The organism is Methylobacterium sp. Leaf88, from assembly GCF_001422795.1.
GTDB lineage: Bacteria > Pseudomonadota > Alphaproteobacteria > Rhizobiales > Beijerinckiaceae > Methylobacterium.
Window position 1 is genome coordinate 19,604 of sequence record NZ_LMMK01000047.1, and the last position, 13,319, is coordinate 32,922.

The 13,319-nt window shown below is 69.0% G+C and carries 13 protein-coding genes; 9 read left to right on the forward strand and 4 right to left on the reverse strand.

Features of this window, described 5'->3' with window-relative positions; genetic code table 11:
* Positions 1 to 316 precede the first annotated feature (316 nt).
* The 7 genes from ASF20_RS18945 (at position 317) to ASF20_RS18975 (ending at position 7,561) form a co-directional block, all read left to right on the forward strand.
* On the forward strand, positions 317 to 1,477 hold the full coding sequence (locus tag ASF20_RS18945) for a cysteine desulfurase family protein (protein ID WP_056276890.1): 1,161 nt from the start codon (positions 317 to 319) through the stop codon (positions 1,475 to 1,477).
* 67 nt (positions 1,478 to 1,544) lie between these two features.
* Positions 1,545 to 3,014 (forward strand): Fe-S cluster assembly protein SufB, encoded by a 1,470-nt coding sequence (gene sufB / locus ASF20_RS18950; RefSeq protein ID WP_056276893.1) that lies wholly within the window; start codon positions 1,545 to 1,547, stop codon positions 3,012 to 3,014.
* Positions 3,015 to 3,191: 177 nt separating this feature from the next.
* On the forward strand, positions 3,192 to 3,944 hold the full coding sequence (gene sufC, locus ASF20_RS18955) for a Fe-S cluster assembly ATPase SufC (protein WP_056217730.1): 753 nt from the start codon (positions 3,192 to 3,194) through the stop codon (positions 3,942 to 3,944).
* A 2-nt stretch (positions 3,945 to 3,946) separates the two neighbouring features.
* Complete coding sequence (gene sufD / locus ASF20_RS18960) at positions 3,947 to 5,269, forward strand: Fe-S cluster assembly protein SufD (protein ID WP_056276898.1); 1,323 nt, start codon at positions 3,947 to 3,949, stop codon at positions 5,267 to 5,269.
* A 141-nt stretch (positions 5,270 to 5,410) separates the two neighbouring features.
* A complete protein-coding gene (locus tag ASF20_RS23610; RefSeq protein ID WP_082501450.1) occupies positions 5,411 to 5,866 on the forward strand; it encodes a DUF559 domain-containing protein in 456 nt (151 codons plus the stop codon).
* Complete coding sequence (locus ASF20_RS18970) at positions 5,863 to 7,122, forward strand: cysteine desulfurase (RefSeq protein WP_056276904.1); 1,260 nt, start codon at positions 5,863 to 5,865, stop codon at positions 7,120 to 7,122. Before ASF20_RS23610 ends, ASF20_RS18970 begins: the two co-directional genes overlap by 4 nt.
* Positions 7,123 to 7,180: 58 nt before the next feature.
* Positions 7,181 to 7,561 carry an SUF system Fe-S cluster assembly protein gene (locus ASF20_RS18975; protein WP_056276907.1) on the forward strand — a complete coding sequence of 127 codons (381 nt, stop codon included), beginning with the start codon at positions 7,181 to 7,183 and terminating at the stop codon, positions 7,559 to 7,561.
* Between the two features lie 7 nt (positions 7,562 to 7,568).
* On the opposite strand, the gene ASF20_RS25095 is transcribed toward ASF20_RS18975, so the two are convergent.
* Both ASF20_RS25095 and ASF20_RS25100 read right to left on the reverse strand, forming a co-directional pair.
* A complete protein-coding gene (locus ASF20_RS25095; protein WP_244476493.1) occupies positions 7,569 to 7,898 on the reverse strand; it encodes a Uma2 family endonuclease in 330 nt (109 codons plus the stop codon).
* On the reverse strand, positions 7,880 to 8,125 hold the full coding sequence (locus ASF20_RS25100) for a hypothetical protein (RefSeq protein ID WP_244476494.1): 246 nt from the start codon (positions 8,123 to 8,125) through the stop codon (positions 7,880 to 7,882). The genes ASF20_RS25095 and ASF20_RS25100 overlap by 19 nt, the downstream gene beginning before the upstream one ends.
* A gap of 147 nt (positions 8,126 to 8,272) precedes the next feature.
* Between ASF20_RS25100 and ASF20_RS18985 the strand changes: the two genes are divergently transcribed.
* Positions 8,273 to 8,650: an iron-sulfur cluster assembly accessory protein gene (locus ASF20_RS18985; protein ID WP_056276911.1), complete on the forward strand. Its 378-nt coding sequence runs from the start codon at positions 8,273 to 8,275 to the stop codon at positions 8,648 to 8,650.
* 21 nt (positions 8,651 to 8,671) lie between these two features.
* Here the strand turns inward: ASF20_RS18985 and ASF20_RS18990 are convergent, their stop codons facing one another.
* Complete coding sequence (locus tag ASF20_RS18990) at positions 8,672 to 9,742, reverse strand: GGDEF domain-containing protein (RefSeq protein WP_056276914.1); 1,071 nt, start codon at positions 9,740 to 9,742, stop codon at positions 8,672 to 8,674.
* Between the two features lie 129 nt (positions 9,743 to 9,871).
* Positions 9,872 to 11,551 carry a DEAD/DEAH box helicase gene (locus ASF20_RS18995; protein WP_056276917.1) on the reverse strand — a complete coding sequence of 560 codons (1,680 nt, stop codon included), beginning with the start codon at positions 11,549 to 11,551 and terminating at the stop codon, positions 9,872 to 9,874.
* Between the two features lie 276 nt (positions 11,552 to 11,827).
* On the opposite strand from ASF20_RS18995, the gene ASF20_RS19000 reads away from it, so the two are divergent.
* Positions 11,828 to 12,559: an aspartate/glutamate racemase family protein gene (locus ASF20_RS19000; RefSeq protein WP_056276920.1), complete on the forward strand. Its 732-nt coding sequence runs from the start codon at positions 11,828 to 11,830 to the stop codon at positions 12,557 to 12,559.
* Positions 12,560 to 13,319: the final 760 nt, after the last annotated feature.

Genomic DNA, 13,319 nt, shown 5'->3' on the forward strand with positions numbered 1-13,319 from the left:
TCCTGAGCGGATGCCCGGGCGGGCATCGCACGGTGGATCGCCGACGCGAGGGAAACACGCGCGCGTCCGACGCCTGGGCAAAGCCGTGAGGCGTGCCTTGACTCGCCCGGCCACAAACCTAAAAGCACTCTTAGAATAATTCTAGCGAACTAGAATCGTTCTAAACAAGCGCAGGTCGAGCCAGCTTCGGATCGGCGCGTTCCCCGCACGATGGGCGACCGGAACACGGATCGTGTCCGCGCCTTAGCATGATCGTGGGGGGCAAAAGCAAGGATTTGTCGTTTTCGACCTTGACGCCGCCAGTGGTTTTTCCCGGATGACTTCGCCCCGCGCCTACCTCGACCACAACGCGACCTCACCGGTTCGGCCGGAGGTGGCGGCTGCCGTGGCGCGGGCGCTCACCCTGCCCGGCAACCCCTCGTCGGTCCACGCGGAGGGCCGGGCGGCCCGGGCCGCCCTGGAGACCGCCCGCGAGGCGGTGGCCCGGCGGGTCGGCGCCGGCCCGGGCCGCGTGGTGTTCACGAGCGGCGGCACCGAGGCCGCCAACGCGGTCCTGTCCGGCGCCCTGGCGCGGGCGGGACAGTCCGCACCCACGCGCCTTGTCCTCGGCGCCACCGAGCACCCCTGCGTCTCGGCCGGCCACCGCTTCCCGGCGGAGGCGGTCGACCGCGTGCCGGTGGACGGTGCGGGCCTGATCGACCTCGGCGCGCTGGAGACCCTGCTGCGCCGGCATGCCGCGGCGGACGTGCTGATCTCGATCCATGCCGCTAACAACGAAACCGGCGTGATCCAGCCGCTGGCGGCGATCGTGGCCCTGGCCCGGGCGCATGGCCGCGCCCTGGTGCATACGGATGCGGTCCAGGCGATCGGCAAGATCCCCCTGGACATGTCGGCCCTCGGCCTCGACGCCCTCAGCCTCTCGGGCCACAAGTTCGGCGCCCCGAAGGGCATCGGCGCCCTGGTGCTCGCCGAGGGCGTGACCCTCGGTGCGGGCTTCCTGCGCGGGGGCGGCCAGGAGGCGCGCCTGCGCGGCGGCACCGAGAACCTGCCCGGCATCGTCGGGCTGGGGGTCGCCGCGGACCTCGCCGATCCCGCCTCCGCGGACCGCCTCGCGGATCTGCGCGACGGCATCGAGGCGGGGCTGCGCGCCTGCGCACCCGACCTCGTCGTGTTCGGCGCCGGCGCCCCGCGCCTGCCCAACACCCTGTGCTTCGCCGTTCCGGGGCTCGATGCCCCGACGGCGCTGATGACGCTGGATCTCGCCGGCGTCGCGATCTCGTCCGGCTCGGCCTGCGCCTCCGGAAAGGTCGCCCGCTCGCCCGTCCTCGCGGCCATGGGCGTCACCCCTGCGCTCGCCGCAGGGGCCCTGCGCGTGAGCCTCGGGTGGAACAGCACCGAAAGCGACGCAGCGCGGTGTCGCGCCGCCTGCGAACGCCTGGTGGAGACCCTATATCGACGGCAGGGGCACGCGGCGTGAGTGCCGCCTTCCCAAGCCATCCGACCCACACCCGGCCCTTGACGCCGGGCATGTCAGGAGACGTGTAATGCCTGCAGTGCAGGAAACCATCGACCGGGTCCGCTCGATCGACCTCGACCAGTACAAGTACGGGTTCGAGACCACGATTGAGATGGAGAAGTCCGCCAAGGGCATCTCCGAGGACGTGATCCGCTTCATCTCGGCCAAGAAGGACGAGCCCGCGTGGATGCTGGACTGGCGCCTCGACGCCTACAAGCGCTGGCAGACCATGCAGGAGCCCGATTGGGCCCGGGTGTCCTATGACAAGGTGGACTACAAGGACATCTACTACTACGCGGCGCCCAAGCGCCCGGCGGCGATGTCGCTCGACGAGATCGACCCGGAGATCCTGAAGACCTACGAGAAGCTGGGCATCCCGCTGCGCGAGGTCGAGGTGCTGGAGGGCATCGCCCCCGAGCGCCGGGTCGCGGTCGACGCCGTGTTCGATTCGGTCTCGGTGGCCACCACCTTCAAGGCCGAGCTGTCCAAGGCCGGTGTGATCTTCATGCCGATCTCGGAGGCGATCCGCGAGTACCCGGACCTGGTGCGCAATTATCTCGGCTCGGTCGTGCCCGTGACCGACAACTTCTTCGCGACCCTGAACTCGGCGGTCTTCTCCGACGGCTCGTTCGTCTACATCCCGCCGGGCGTGCGCTGCCCGATGGAGCTGTCGACCTATTTCCGCATCAACGAGCGCGATACCGGCCAGTTCGAGCGCACGCTGATCATCGCCGACAAGGGCTCCTACGTCTCGTACCTGGAGGGCTGCACCGCCCCGAAGCGCGACGACAACCAGCTCCACGCCGCCGTGGTCGAGCTCATCGCCCTCGATGATGCCGAGATCAAGTACTCGACCGTCCAGAACTGGTACCCGGGCGACAACGAGGGCAAGGGTGGCATCTACAACTTCGTCACCAAGCGCGGCGATTGCCGCGGCGCCAACTCGAAGATCTCCTGGACGCAGGTCGAGACCGGCTCGGCGATCACCTGGAAGTACCCGTCCTGCATCCTGCGCGGCGACAATTCCCGCGGCGAGTTCTACTCGATCGCGGTGTCGAACGGCATGCAGCAGGTCGATTCCGGCACCAAGATGATCCATCTGGGCAAGAACACCACCAGCCGGATCATCTCGAAGGGCATCTCGGCCGGGCGTTCGCAGAACACCTATCGGGGCCTCGTCTCGGCGCACCGCAAGGCGACGGGCGCGCGCAACTTCACCAACTGCGACTCGCTCCTGATCGGCGACCAGTGCGGCGCACACACCGTGCCATACATCGAGTCGAAGAATTCCTCCGCGCAGTTCGAGCACGAGGCCACCACCTCGAAGATCTCGGAAGACCAGATGTTCTACTGCCAGCAGCGCGGCCTCTCCAACGAGGAGGCGACCGCGCTCATCGTCAACGGCTTCGTCCGCGACGTGCTGCAGCAGTTGCCGATGGAGTTCGCCGTCGAGGCCCAGAAGCTGATCTCGATCAGCCTCGAAGGCTCGGTGGGCTGAGGACAAGGGACGCCGCGAGCCGTCGCGACGCGGCGCCGGCGCTCTGGTTCCCCATGGGGGGACCGGAACGCCCGGCGCCCTGCCGTCCGGGCCGGCAGCCGCACATCAGAGCTTTCCGACGCCAGGGACCGTTTCGGTTCCGCGCCGGGTATTCAACCTAGAACGGACTATGCTGCAATGATCGAAATCAAGAATCTCGTGGTCGCCATCGAGGACAAGCAGATCCTCAACGGCCTCAACCTCACCGTGAACGACGGCGAGGTCGCCGCCATCATGGGCCCGAACGGCTCGGGCAAGTCGACCCTGTCCTACGTCATCGCGGGCAAGGAAGATTATGAAGTCCTCGACGGCGAGATCCTGCTCGACGGTGTCAACATCCTCGAGATGAGCCCCGACGAGCGCGCCGCCTCGGGCGTGTTCCTGGCCTTCCAGTACCCGCTGGAGATCCCGGGCGTCGGCACCATGACGTTCCTCAAGGCGACCCTGAACGCCCAGCGCCGGGCGCGGGGCGAGGGCGAGCTCTCGACCCCCGACTTCATCCGCCGGGTGAACGGGGCGGCCGAGAAGCTCGAGATCAACAAGGACATGCTCAAGCGCGCCCTCAACGTCGGGTTCTCCGGCGGCGAGAAGAAGCGCATGGAGATCCTGCAGATGGCGCTCCTGGAGCCGAAGTTCTGCGTCCTCGACGAGACCGATTCCGGGCTGGACATCGATGCGCTCCGCATCGTCTCCGAGGGCGTCAACGCGCTGCGCGCCCAGGGTCGCTCGTTCCTCGTCATCACCCACTACCAGCGCCTGCTCGACTACATCGTGCCGGACGTGGTCCACGTCATGTCGCAGGGCCAGATCGTGAAGTCGGGCGACAAGGACCTCGCCAAGGCCCTCGAAGCCTCCGGCTACGCCGAGTACCGCACGGGCGAGGCCGCCTGACCATGGCCGACATCACCCCCCTCCGCACCGCGGCCGAGACCGGGCTGTCCAAGCTCTTCGAAGCCACCAGGATGAAGTACCCGACGGGCGTCTCGATCGCCCGCGAGGAGGCGTTCCGCTACTTCGAGGCGGTGGGCCTGCCGACCCGCCGGGTCGAGGCCTTCAAGTACACCGACCTGCGCTCGGCCTTTCGCGATGCCGCGCACCCGGCGGAGATGCCGGCGGCCGAGGTCGCTGCGCGCGCCGTCGCCGATGCGAAGGGTTTCGCCGGGATCGAGGCGGTGCGCCTCACCTTCGTCAACGGCCACATGATCGCGGATCTGTCCGACCTCGGCCGCATCCCGGCCGGCATCACGGTCACGCCGCTGACCCAGGCGCTCACCGACGGGCACGCCCTCCTCGAGAAGCTGGCGCCGGTGCGCCAGGCGTCCGAGAATCCGATCTATCAGCTCAACACGGCCTTCCTGGCCGATGGCGTGCTGATCGCCGTGGAGCCCGGCGCCAAGGTCGAGACCCCGCTGCACCTGCGCTTCATCGCCACCGGATCGGAGACGTTCTCGACCGCCACCCGCACGCTCGTGGTGCTGGGGGAGGGCGCGGAGGCGCTGGTCCTGGAGAGCCATGAGGGGCCGGACGGCGTCGCCTACCAGCCCAACGATGCCCTCGACGTGACGGTGGCCGACAACGCCACCTTCCGGCACGCCCGCCTGAACGCGGAAGGCCGCGAGGCCGTGGCCCTGTCGACCTTGTCGGTCAAGCTCGGCGCCGCGTCGGCGGTCGAGACCGTCAACGTGGTCGTCGGCGGCGTACTCTCGCGTCACCAGGTCTACCTGAACTTCGCCGGAGCCGACGGCCGCGCGGTGGTGAACGGGGCGGCCATGCTGAATGGCCGGCAGCTCGCCGACACCACCTTCCTGGCCGATCATGCCGCCACCGGCGGCGTGAGCCGCGAGCTGTTCAAGACCGTGGTGGATGATGCGGCCACGGGCGTGTTCCAAGGCAAGATCATCGTCCAGCAGGCGGCTCAGCAGACCGACGGCAAGATGATGTCGGCCTGCCTCATCCTGTCCGACGAGGGGCAGATGATGAACAAGCCCGAGCTGGAGATCTTCGCCGACGACGTCGCCTGCGGCCACGGCGCCACCTGCGGCGCCCTCGACGAGGACCTGCTGTTCTACCTGATGCAGCGCGGGCTGCCGAAGGCCCAGGCCGAGAGCCTGCTGGTCCAGGCCTTCCTGGGCGCAGCCATCGAGTCGGTCAGCCACGACGGCGCCCGCGAGGCGCTGATCGGCACCATCGAGGCGTGGCTCGCGGCGCGGGGCTGACAAAACCCTCCCCCCTCTGCGGGGGAGGGTGCCTGCGGAGCAGGCGGGAGAGGGGGCGACGGCTCTGGATAGGCCGCTCCCCTCATCCGACCCGCTCCGCGGGCCATCTTCTCCCGCAAAGGGAAGAACGAGGGTAGATCGATGGACAGACCGCCAAAGCTGAATGAGGTCTCACCCCGTCTGCGCGCCTTTGCTCGGGAGCAGAGGCGCCTGATGACCAGGGCTGAGGCCCTGTTCTGGGAGCAAGTTCGAAGTGGTCGTCTCAACGGCCATAAATTCAAGCGGCAGGTGCCAATCGCGCCCTACATCGTTGATTTCCTCTGTCCGTCGGCACGGCTGATCGTCGAACTCGACGGTGAGCCGCACGAAACGAAATTCCGGCAGGCACGTGACGCCAGGCGCGATGCTTGGCTCGACCACCAAGGCTTTCAAGTTCTTCGTTTCCCGAACGACTTGGTTGTCAGTCATCTCAGCGTCGTGATCGACACGGTGGAACACGTGATCGGGCGGCAGCGCTGCCCCTCTCCCGCCTCGCTCCGCGAGGCACCCTCCCCCGCAGAGGGGGGAGGGTCGGACACGAAACAGGTCCAGGCATGAACGCACCCGTCCTCACCCAGCCCGCCAATCTCCAGCCCTACGACGTCGAAGCGATCCGGGCCCAGTTCCCGATACTCGGCGAGAAGGTCTATGGCCGGCCGCTGGTCTATCTCGACAATGCGGCCTCCGCGCAGAAGCCGCGCGCGGTCATCGACGCGATGGTGGCCTGCATGGAGACGGGGTACGCCAACGTCCATCGCGGGCTGCACTTCATGGCGAACGCCGCCACGGAGGGCTTCGAGGGCGCGCGCGAGACCACCCGGCAGTTCCTGAACGCCGACTCCACCGACGAGGTCATCTTCACCCGCAACGCCACCGAGGCCTACAACCTCGTGGCCTCGTCGATGGGCCTGCTCGGCCAGATCGGGGAGGGCGACGAGATCATCCTGTCGATCATGGAGCACCACTCCAACATCGTGCCCTGGCACTTCCTGCGCGAACGGCGTGGCGCGGTGATCAAGTGGGCCCCGGTGGACGACGCGGGCAACTTCCTCGTCGAGGAGTACGAAAAACTCTTCACGCCACGCACCCGGATGGTGGCGATCACCCACATGTCGAACGTCCTCGGCACGGTGACGCCGGCGGCCGAGATCGTGCGCATCGCCCATGCGCACGGCGTTCCCGTACTCCTCGACGGGGCCCAGAGCGCGGTGCACACGCCGATCGACGTGAAGGCGCTGGATTGCGACTTCTTCGTCTTCACCGGCCACAAGGTCTACGGTCCCACCGGCATCGGCGTGCTCTACGGCAAGAAGGAATGGCTGGAGCGGCTTCCCCCCTACCAGGGCGGCGGCGAGATGATCCGGACGGTGAGCCAGGACAGCATCACCTACAACGATCCGCCCCACCGCTTCGAAGCGGGCACGCCCGCCATCATCGAGGCGGTCGGCCTCGGGGCCGCGCTGGAGTTCATGATGGGCGTCGGGCGCGACCGGATCGCCGCCCACGAGGCGTCCCTGCTCGCCTACGCGCAGGAGCGCCTGGGCGCCATGAATTCCCTGCGGATGATCGGCACGGCGAAGGGCAAGGGCGGCGTCATCGCCTTCGAGATGAAGGGCGCGCACGCCCACGACATCGCCACCGTGATCGATCGCTACGGCGTCGCGATCCGGGCGGGGACGCATTGCGCGATGCCGCTGCTCACCCGCTTCGGCGCCACCTCCAGCTGCCGCGCCTCCTTCGGCCTGTATAACACCACGCAGGAGGTGGACGCCCTGGCCGAGGCGCTGGCCAAGGCCGAGATGATGTTCGCCTGAACGATTTTCGAGCGGGGCCCGGCCACTCCGCGCCATCGCGAGACCAGGACAGAGACCCATGAGCGATTCAGCCATCACCGGGGGGGCCAACACCCCCACCATCGCGAGCGACTCGGCGATCCCGCCCGAGGAGCTCGACCGCCTGACCGACGACATCGTGGTCGCCCTGAAGAGCGTCTACGATCCGGAGATCCCGGCCGACATCTACGAGCTCGGACTGATCTACAAGGTCGACATCGCCGACGACCGAAAGGTCGCCATCGACATGACCCTGACCGCGCCGGGCTGCCCCGTGGCCGGCGAGATGCCGGGCTGGGTCGAGACCGCCGTGGCCTCCGTGCCGGGGGTCCAGTCCTGCAGCGTCACGATGGTGTTCGATCCGCCGTGGGATCAGAGCCGGATGTCCGACGAGGCCCGCGTCGCGCTGGACATGTGGTAGCGGATCGTCAGGCGACGGGGGCCTCGCGCAGCCCGACGAAGGTCACGCCGTCGTAGATGTCGACCAACGACAGGGTCGCACCGATGGCGGGCAGACCGACCTCCGCGTCCATGGTCTCGAAAGCCTGCGTATCCCAGGTTTCTCCATCGCGCCGATAGAGCGTGGCGCTGGGCCAGCGTGTTTCCCCGAGCTGGATATAGGCGATCGTCGGATGTCGCTTGTATTCTTCCAGCTTCCGGAAGCGATCGAGGGTGCTCGTCGAGGGCGACAACACTTTCTCGACGAGGCGCGGCGTCCGACTCTCGTGGCTGTCCAGGATCAGGGCTCCGCATTCCACGGTGACGTCCGGACGGCGCAGGGTCGCGATCCCGTTGCGCGCAGCTGGCCATGATGGGCGGCGATGATGTTGACGGTGTCCCGGTCCTGCTGGGCGCTGGCCCCCGTCATCATCTTCACAAGAGGGGGTACCGGCACGCCCTCGACGAGTTCGTGGAGACGATCCTGGCGCTGCTGCCAGGCGACAAACGCCTCGACGCTCATCGCGCGCCGCGCCCTTCGTGCCATGAAAGCCTCCATTGGCCCTCGCCGAGGATAACGCGGTTCAGGTCGGCTTCCGTCGGCCATGGACCGCAGGCTCCGCAATCCTTATCTTAACCGGGTTCAAGCACCCTCACCCGCCCGGGCCTTGAACCCGGCCGTCGGAGAGACATCATGGCATCGAAGTTCAAGGTCCTGTCGCTGACCGACGCGGCGGCAGCCCGCATCAAGGCGATCATCGCCGATGCGGACCAGCCCATCGCGGGCGTCCGGGTCGGCGTGAAGAACGGCGGCTGCGCCGGCATGTCCTACACGATGGAATATGCCGAGGGGCAGAAGCCCGGCGAGGACAAAATCGAGGATCGCGGCGTTACCGTCTTCGTCGATCCGAAGGCGCTGCTGTTCCTGCTCGGGACGCAGATGGACTTCCAGACCAGCAAGCTCTCGTCCCAGTTCGTGTTCAACAACCCGAACCAGACCTCGGCCTGCGGCTGCGGCGAGTCCGTGGCGATCACCCCGGTGAACCCCGAGGCGGTCCACGCCGGCGCCTGAGGCGCCGGGCCGGACGCAGGATCAGGCGACGCTCGACAGGTCCGCGACGCGCGACAGGTCCATGTCGGCGTCGTCGACCGTCCGGTTGCGCCCGTCGCGCTTGGCCCTGAACATGCACTGGTCGGCCCGCTCGAGCAGCGACACCGCGGTGTCGCCCGGGCGGTGCATCGCCACGCCGAGGGAGATCGTGATCTTGCCAAGCGACTCCCCGGTGGACCGCTTCACCAGTTCGCGCGCCATCACGCTGGTCCGCACCGTCTCGGCGAGGGCGTAGGCCGCCGCCCGGTTCGTGGCAGGCAGCAGCATGGCGAATTCCTCGCCGCCGAAGCGGGCGAGGACCGCGCGGGCCTTCACGGGCTCGCGCATCACCATGGCCACGAGGCGCAGCACCTGGTCGCCCGTGATGTGGCCGTAGACGTCGTTGAAGCGCTTGAACGAATCGACGTCGATGACGATCAGGCAGGCCGGGGCGGCCGGGGAGGCCCCCTGGACCAGCCGGCACAGGCTGTCCTCGAAGTGCTTGCGGTTCGACAGGCCGGTGAGCGGATCGGTGAGGCTCTCCAGGCGCGTCGCCTCCAGGGTCTCGCGCAGGGTCTCGATCTCGCGCCGGCTCTCGCGCATCCGCGCCTCCAGGGTGCGGTTGTTGGCCGTGACCTCCCGCGTCGTCGCCACGAGGGCGGCCACCACCTTGTGCACCCCGGCCGCCGTCGGGACCGTCCCGTCGAGGTCTCGCGCCAGGGTCCGCAACGACGCGTCGTACTGCGCCGTGGAGCCGAGGGAGAGGTCCAGCACCTCCATCACGCCCGCGATCTCCGACAGGACGCTGCTGCTCGCCCGCTCGGTGGCGGTCGAGAGGCGCGAGGGATCGAGATAGCTTTCGTAGAGGCCGTCGATGTCCGCGTGGCTCAGGCGCCCCGATGCGGCCGTGAGGCGCTTCACCGCGTCGTTCATCTGCGGCTGCGTGCCCGAGACGTAGGCGTACCAGACGGCGTAGGCGCGCGGTTCCGCCGACGGACCGTAATCGCGGATCAGCGCATTGGCACGCTCGGCCAGCGCAAAGCTCCGTTCGCGGTCGCCCTGACTGCCGCCCATCGTTCGTCCAACCGTCCCATCCACCCGGCCCGATCCCGGAGCGGAGCGTTTCCGCAGGATCGCATCATGCGGACGCGATGGTGGAGATGCGGTTAAGGTTCGACAGGATGAACGACTGGCGGTGTCACGTTACTTCGAAGATTTGACCACGGCCGGACGCAGCAGAAAGGCCGGCACATGCGAGCCGAGACCGACGGGTGTCTCGCCCTCGTCTTCGTCGCCGCGCCGCCGCGGCGAACGACGCTCGTCGCGGGACCGCTCGGACCGCTCGGCCGTGCGCTCGGGACGGGGCGCCCGCTGCGGGGCCGGGGCCGCGGGGGCGGCAAGGTCTTGCGCGACCTCCGCCTCCGGGGCCGCACGCTCGGACGAACCCCGGCGGGACGACCGCCCGCCCCGTCCGTCCCGGCGTCCCTCCCGCTTGGGGGCGCGCTCCTCGACGGACGCCTCGGGCCGATCGCCGGCCTCGGGCCTGGCATCGGATCGGGCGCTCTCGGCCCTCGGCTCCGAGCGGCCGGCCGATGCGGCGCGCCCCTCGGGATTCCGGCCCTCGGGATTCCGGGCCTCGGACTTGCGCCCTTCGGATCGGCGAGCCTCGCCGCCGCGGACCTGCCGGCCGGTCTTGCCGCGGTAGCGCGTGCGGGTCGCCTCGCCCTCCGCGGAGGGGGCGGATTCAGGCACCGAGGCGAGGTCGCCCTCGGCCCAGGGGATCGGCTGGCCGATCAGCGCCTCGATGGCGTGGAGCGAGCGCTCGTCGGACCGGCTCACCAGGGTGAAGGCGTGCCCGGCGCGACCGGCGCGGCCGGTTCGGCCGATCCGGTGCACGTAGTCTTCCGGGTGATGCGGCACGTCGAAGTTGAAGACGTGGCTCACGGCCGGGATGTCGAGGCCGCGGGCCGCCACGTCGCTCGCCACCAGGAGCGGGACCTCGCCCGAGCGGAAGGCGTCGAGGGCGATGGTGCGGGCGCGCTGGTCCATGTCGCCGTGCAGGGCGGCCACGTTGAAGCCGTGGCTGGCAAGCGACTTCTGCAGCAGCGCCACGTCGCGCTTGCGGTTGCAGAAGATGATGCCGTTGTTCAGCTCGGCCTCGCCCCGGATGAGGCGGCGCAGGAGGTCGCGCTTCTCGTGCCCCTCGGAACTCGTGGCCACGAGCTTCTGCACGATGGTCGAGGCGGTGGAGGCGGGCCGGGCCACCTCGATCCGCTGCGGGGTGTGCAGGAACATGTCCGCCAGCCGCTCGATCTCCGGCGGCATGGTGGCGGAGAAGAACAGGGTCTGGCGCGTGAAGGGCACCATCTTCACGATGCGCTCGATGTCGGGAATGAACCCCATGTCGAGCATGCGGTCGGCCTCGTCGATGACGAGGAGCTCCACGCCGGTGAGCAGCAGCTTGCCGCGCTCGAAATGGTCGAGGAGCCGGCCCGGCGTCGCGATCAGCACGTCGGTGCCGCGCATCAACTTGGCGTCCTGCTCCGCGAAGGAGACGCCGCCGATGATGAGGGCGACGTTGAGCTTGTGGTTGATGCCGTAGCGGTCGAAATTCTCCACCACCTGGGCGGCGAGCTCGCGGGTCGGCTCCAGGATCAGGGTGCGCGGCATGCGCGCCCGGGCACGGCCGTTCTCCAGCAGGGTCAGCATCGGCAGCGTGAAGGCCGCCGTCTTGCCGGTGCCGGTCTGGGCGATGCCGAGGACGTCGCGGCGCGCGAGCACGTGGGGGATGGCCTGGGCCTGGATCGGCGTGGGCTCGGAATAACCGGCCGCCGTGACGGCCTGGAGGACTTTGTCGCTCAATCCGAGGTCGGCAAAAGACATATTCTATGAGAACCGTTGCGCGCGGGAATGGACCAACCGGCGCGGAGGACATCGACACGGCGACGGCTGGCATCAGGGGCGGCTTCGACACTCGACCCGCCGCGCACACGCGTTGCGGGGACACTTAGGGCCTTGCACGGCCTTGTCAATCGAGGGGGGCCCAAGCAGGACGGCTTATCCGCAGGCCCGTGGTCCGGCGTCCCCCCTGGCCGAGCTCTTGCTCGGGCCCTTGCTCAGGCCTGCACCATCCCCACCCTGAACGAGGTCCGGACCCCCTTGCGCATCCTCCTCATCAACCCGAACACTACCGCGTCGGTCACCGACCTCGTGGCCGGCCATGTCCGGGCGATCGCCGGGGCCGGCGTCACCCTGGTGCCCGCCACCGGGCGATTCGGGGCCCGCTACATCGCCAGCCGCGCGGCGGCGGCGATCGCCGGGCACGCCGCCCTCGACGCCTTCGCCGCGCACGGGGCCGGCTGCGATGCGGTCTACCTCGCCTGCTTCGGTGATCCTGGCCTCGCCGCCCTGCGCGAGGTCTCCCCGGTGCCCGTGGTCGGGATGGCGGAGGCCGCCTGCCGGGCCGCGCAGGCGGGCGGGCGGCGCTTCGCCATCGTCACGGGCGGCGTCCTGTGGGGACCGATGCTGACGGAGTTCGTGGCCGGCCTGGGCCTCGGCGAGCGCCTCACCGGCGTGCGCACCGTCGCGCCCACGGGGGGCGAGATCGCCGCCGACCCGGAGGCGGCCCTCGGCCTCCTGGCGGCGGCCTGCACCGCCTGCGTCCGGGAGGACGGCGCCGAGGCCGTGATCCTCGGCGGTGCGGCCCTGGCCGGCCTCGCCGCACGGATCCAACCCGCCGTCCCGGCGCCGGTGCTCTGCTCGGTGGAGGCCGGGACCCGCGCCGTCCTGGCCGCCGCGGCCGGGGCAAGGGCCGGGCGACAGGCCGAGGCTCCGCCCCTCGCGAGCCTCGGCCTGTCGCCGGCGCTCACGGCCCTGTTGGCGGGCGACTGACGGCCTCTCCGCCACGCGGCGATGATTCCTTGCAGGGCAGGGCGCAGGGAAAGCCCCTGCGTCGGTTCTGCAGGCCCATGTCGCTTGCGGCGCAAGGCATCCACGCCGCGCGTCGGCTCGGCGGTTCGGGCGGGACAACGCCTCCCGGATCCTCGTGCACGAGAGCGACGGGCTAGGCTTGCGCACCGGTGTCCGCGCAGGGCTCGCCCCCACGGCGGCGCCCCCCTCGCCCGAGAGGGGAGGATCTGACAGGCGAGAATCCAATAGGCAGGGATCCGACAGGCAGGGATCCGACAGGCAGGGATCCGACAGGCAAGAAAACGCCGAGACACACCAGCGCTCGGCAGAATTCTGCCGGCCCCGCACATCTCAACAAAGTGTTCAGCCGCGCCTTGATTTCAACACGCCTTGCACAAACCGGAGATCACCTGTTTCTCGTGGATGTGCGTGATGGCACCCCCGCGCAAAGGTCAGGATGACCGATCGCTAACCTTTACCCTTCTTTGACATCTGGGGGCCTAATAGGTGGCCTTGTTGCAGGAAAGCGACAGACCTCGCGTCGGCCAGGGACTACAAGCGCGCCGGCTCTCGCCAACCAGGACCAGGTAAACCAATGAAAAGACTGCTTCTCGCCTCCACCGTGCTCGCCGGCCTGACTGCCGTCGCTTCGGCCGCCGACCTTCCGCGCCGCGCGGCTCCCCCGGTGTTCGTGCCGGTGCCGGTGTTCACCTGGACCGGCTTCTACGCCGGTTTCAACGCC

Bases quoted from the DNA above. Each gene is read 5' to 3' on its own strand.
- ASF20_RS18945 (WP_056276890.1), top strand. From the start codon at position 317: ATGACTTCGCCCCGCGCCTACCTCGACCACAACGCGACCTCACCGGTT.
- sufB (WP_056276893.1), top strand. From the start codon at position 1,545: ATGCCTGCAGTGCAGGAAACCATCGACCGGGTCCGCTCGATCGACCTC.
- sufC (WP_056217730.1), top strand. From the start codon at position 3,192: ATGATCGAAATCAAGAATCTCGTGGTCGCCATCGAGGACAAGCAGATC.
- sufD (WP_056276898.1), top strand. From the start codon at position 3,947: ATGGCCGACATCACCCCCCTCCGCACCGCGGCCGAGACCGGGCTGTCC.
- ASF20_RS23610 (WP_082501450.1), top strand. From the start codon at position 5,411: ATGGACAGACCGCCAAAGCTGAATGAGGTCTCACCCCGTCTGCGCGCC.
- ASF20_RS18970 (WP_056276904.1), top strand. From the start codon at position 5,863: ATGAACGCACCCGTCCTCACCCAGCCCGCCAATCTCCAGCCCTACGAC.
- ASF20_RS18975 (WP_056276907.1), top strand. From the start codon at position 7,181: ATGAGCGATTCAGCCATCACCGGGGGGGCCAACACCCCCACCATCGCG.
- ASF20_RS25100 (WP_244476494.1), bottom strand. From the start codon at position 8,125: ATGGCACGAAGGGCGCGGCGCGCGATGAGCGTCGAGGCGTTTGTCGCC.
- ASF20_RS18985 (WP_056276911.1), top strand. From the start codon at position 8,273: ATGGCATCGAAGTTCAAGGTCCTGTCGCTGACCGACGCGGCGGCAGCC.
- ASF20_RS18990 (WP_056276914.1), bottom strand. From the start codon at position 9,742: ATGGGCGGCAGTCAGGGCGACCGCGAACGGAGCTTTGCGCTGGCCGAG.
- ASF20_RS18995 (WP_056276917.1), bottom strand. From the start codon at position 11,551: ATGTCTTTTGCCGACCTCGGATTGAGCGACAAAGTCCTCCAGGCCGTC.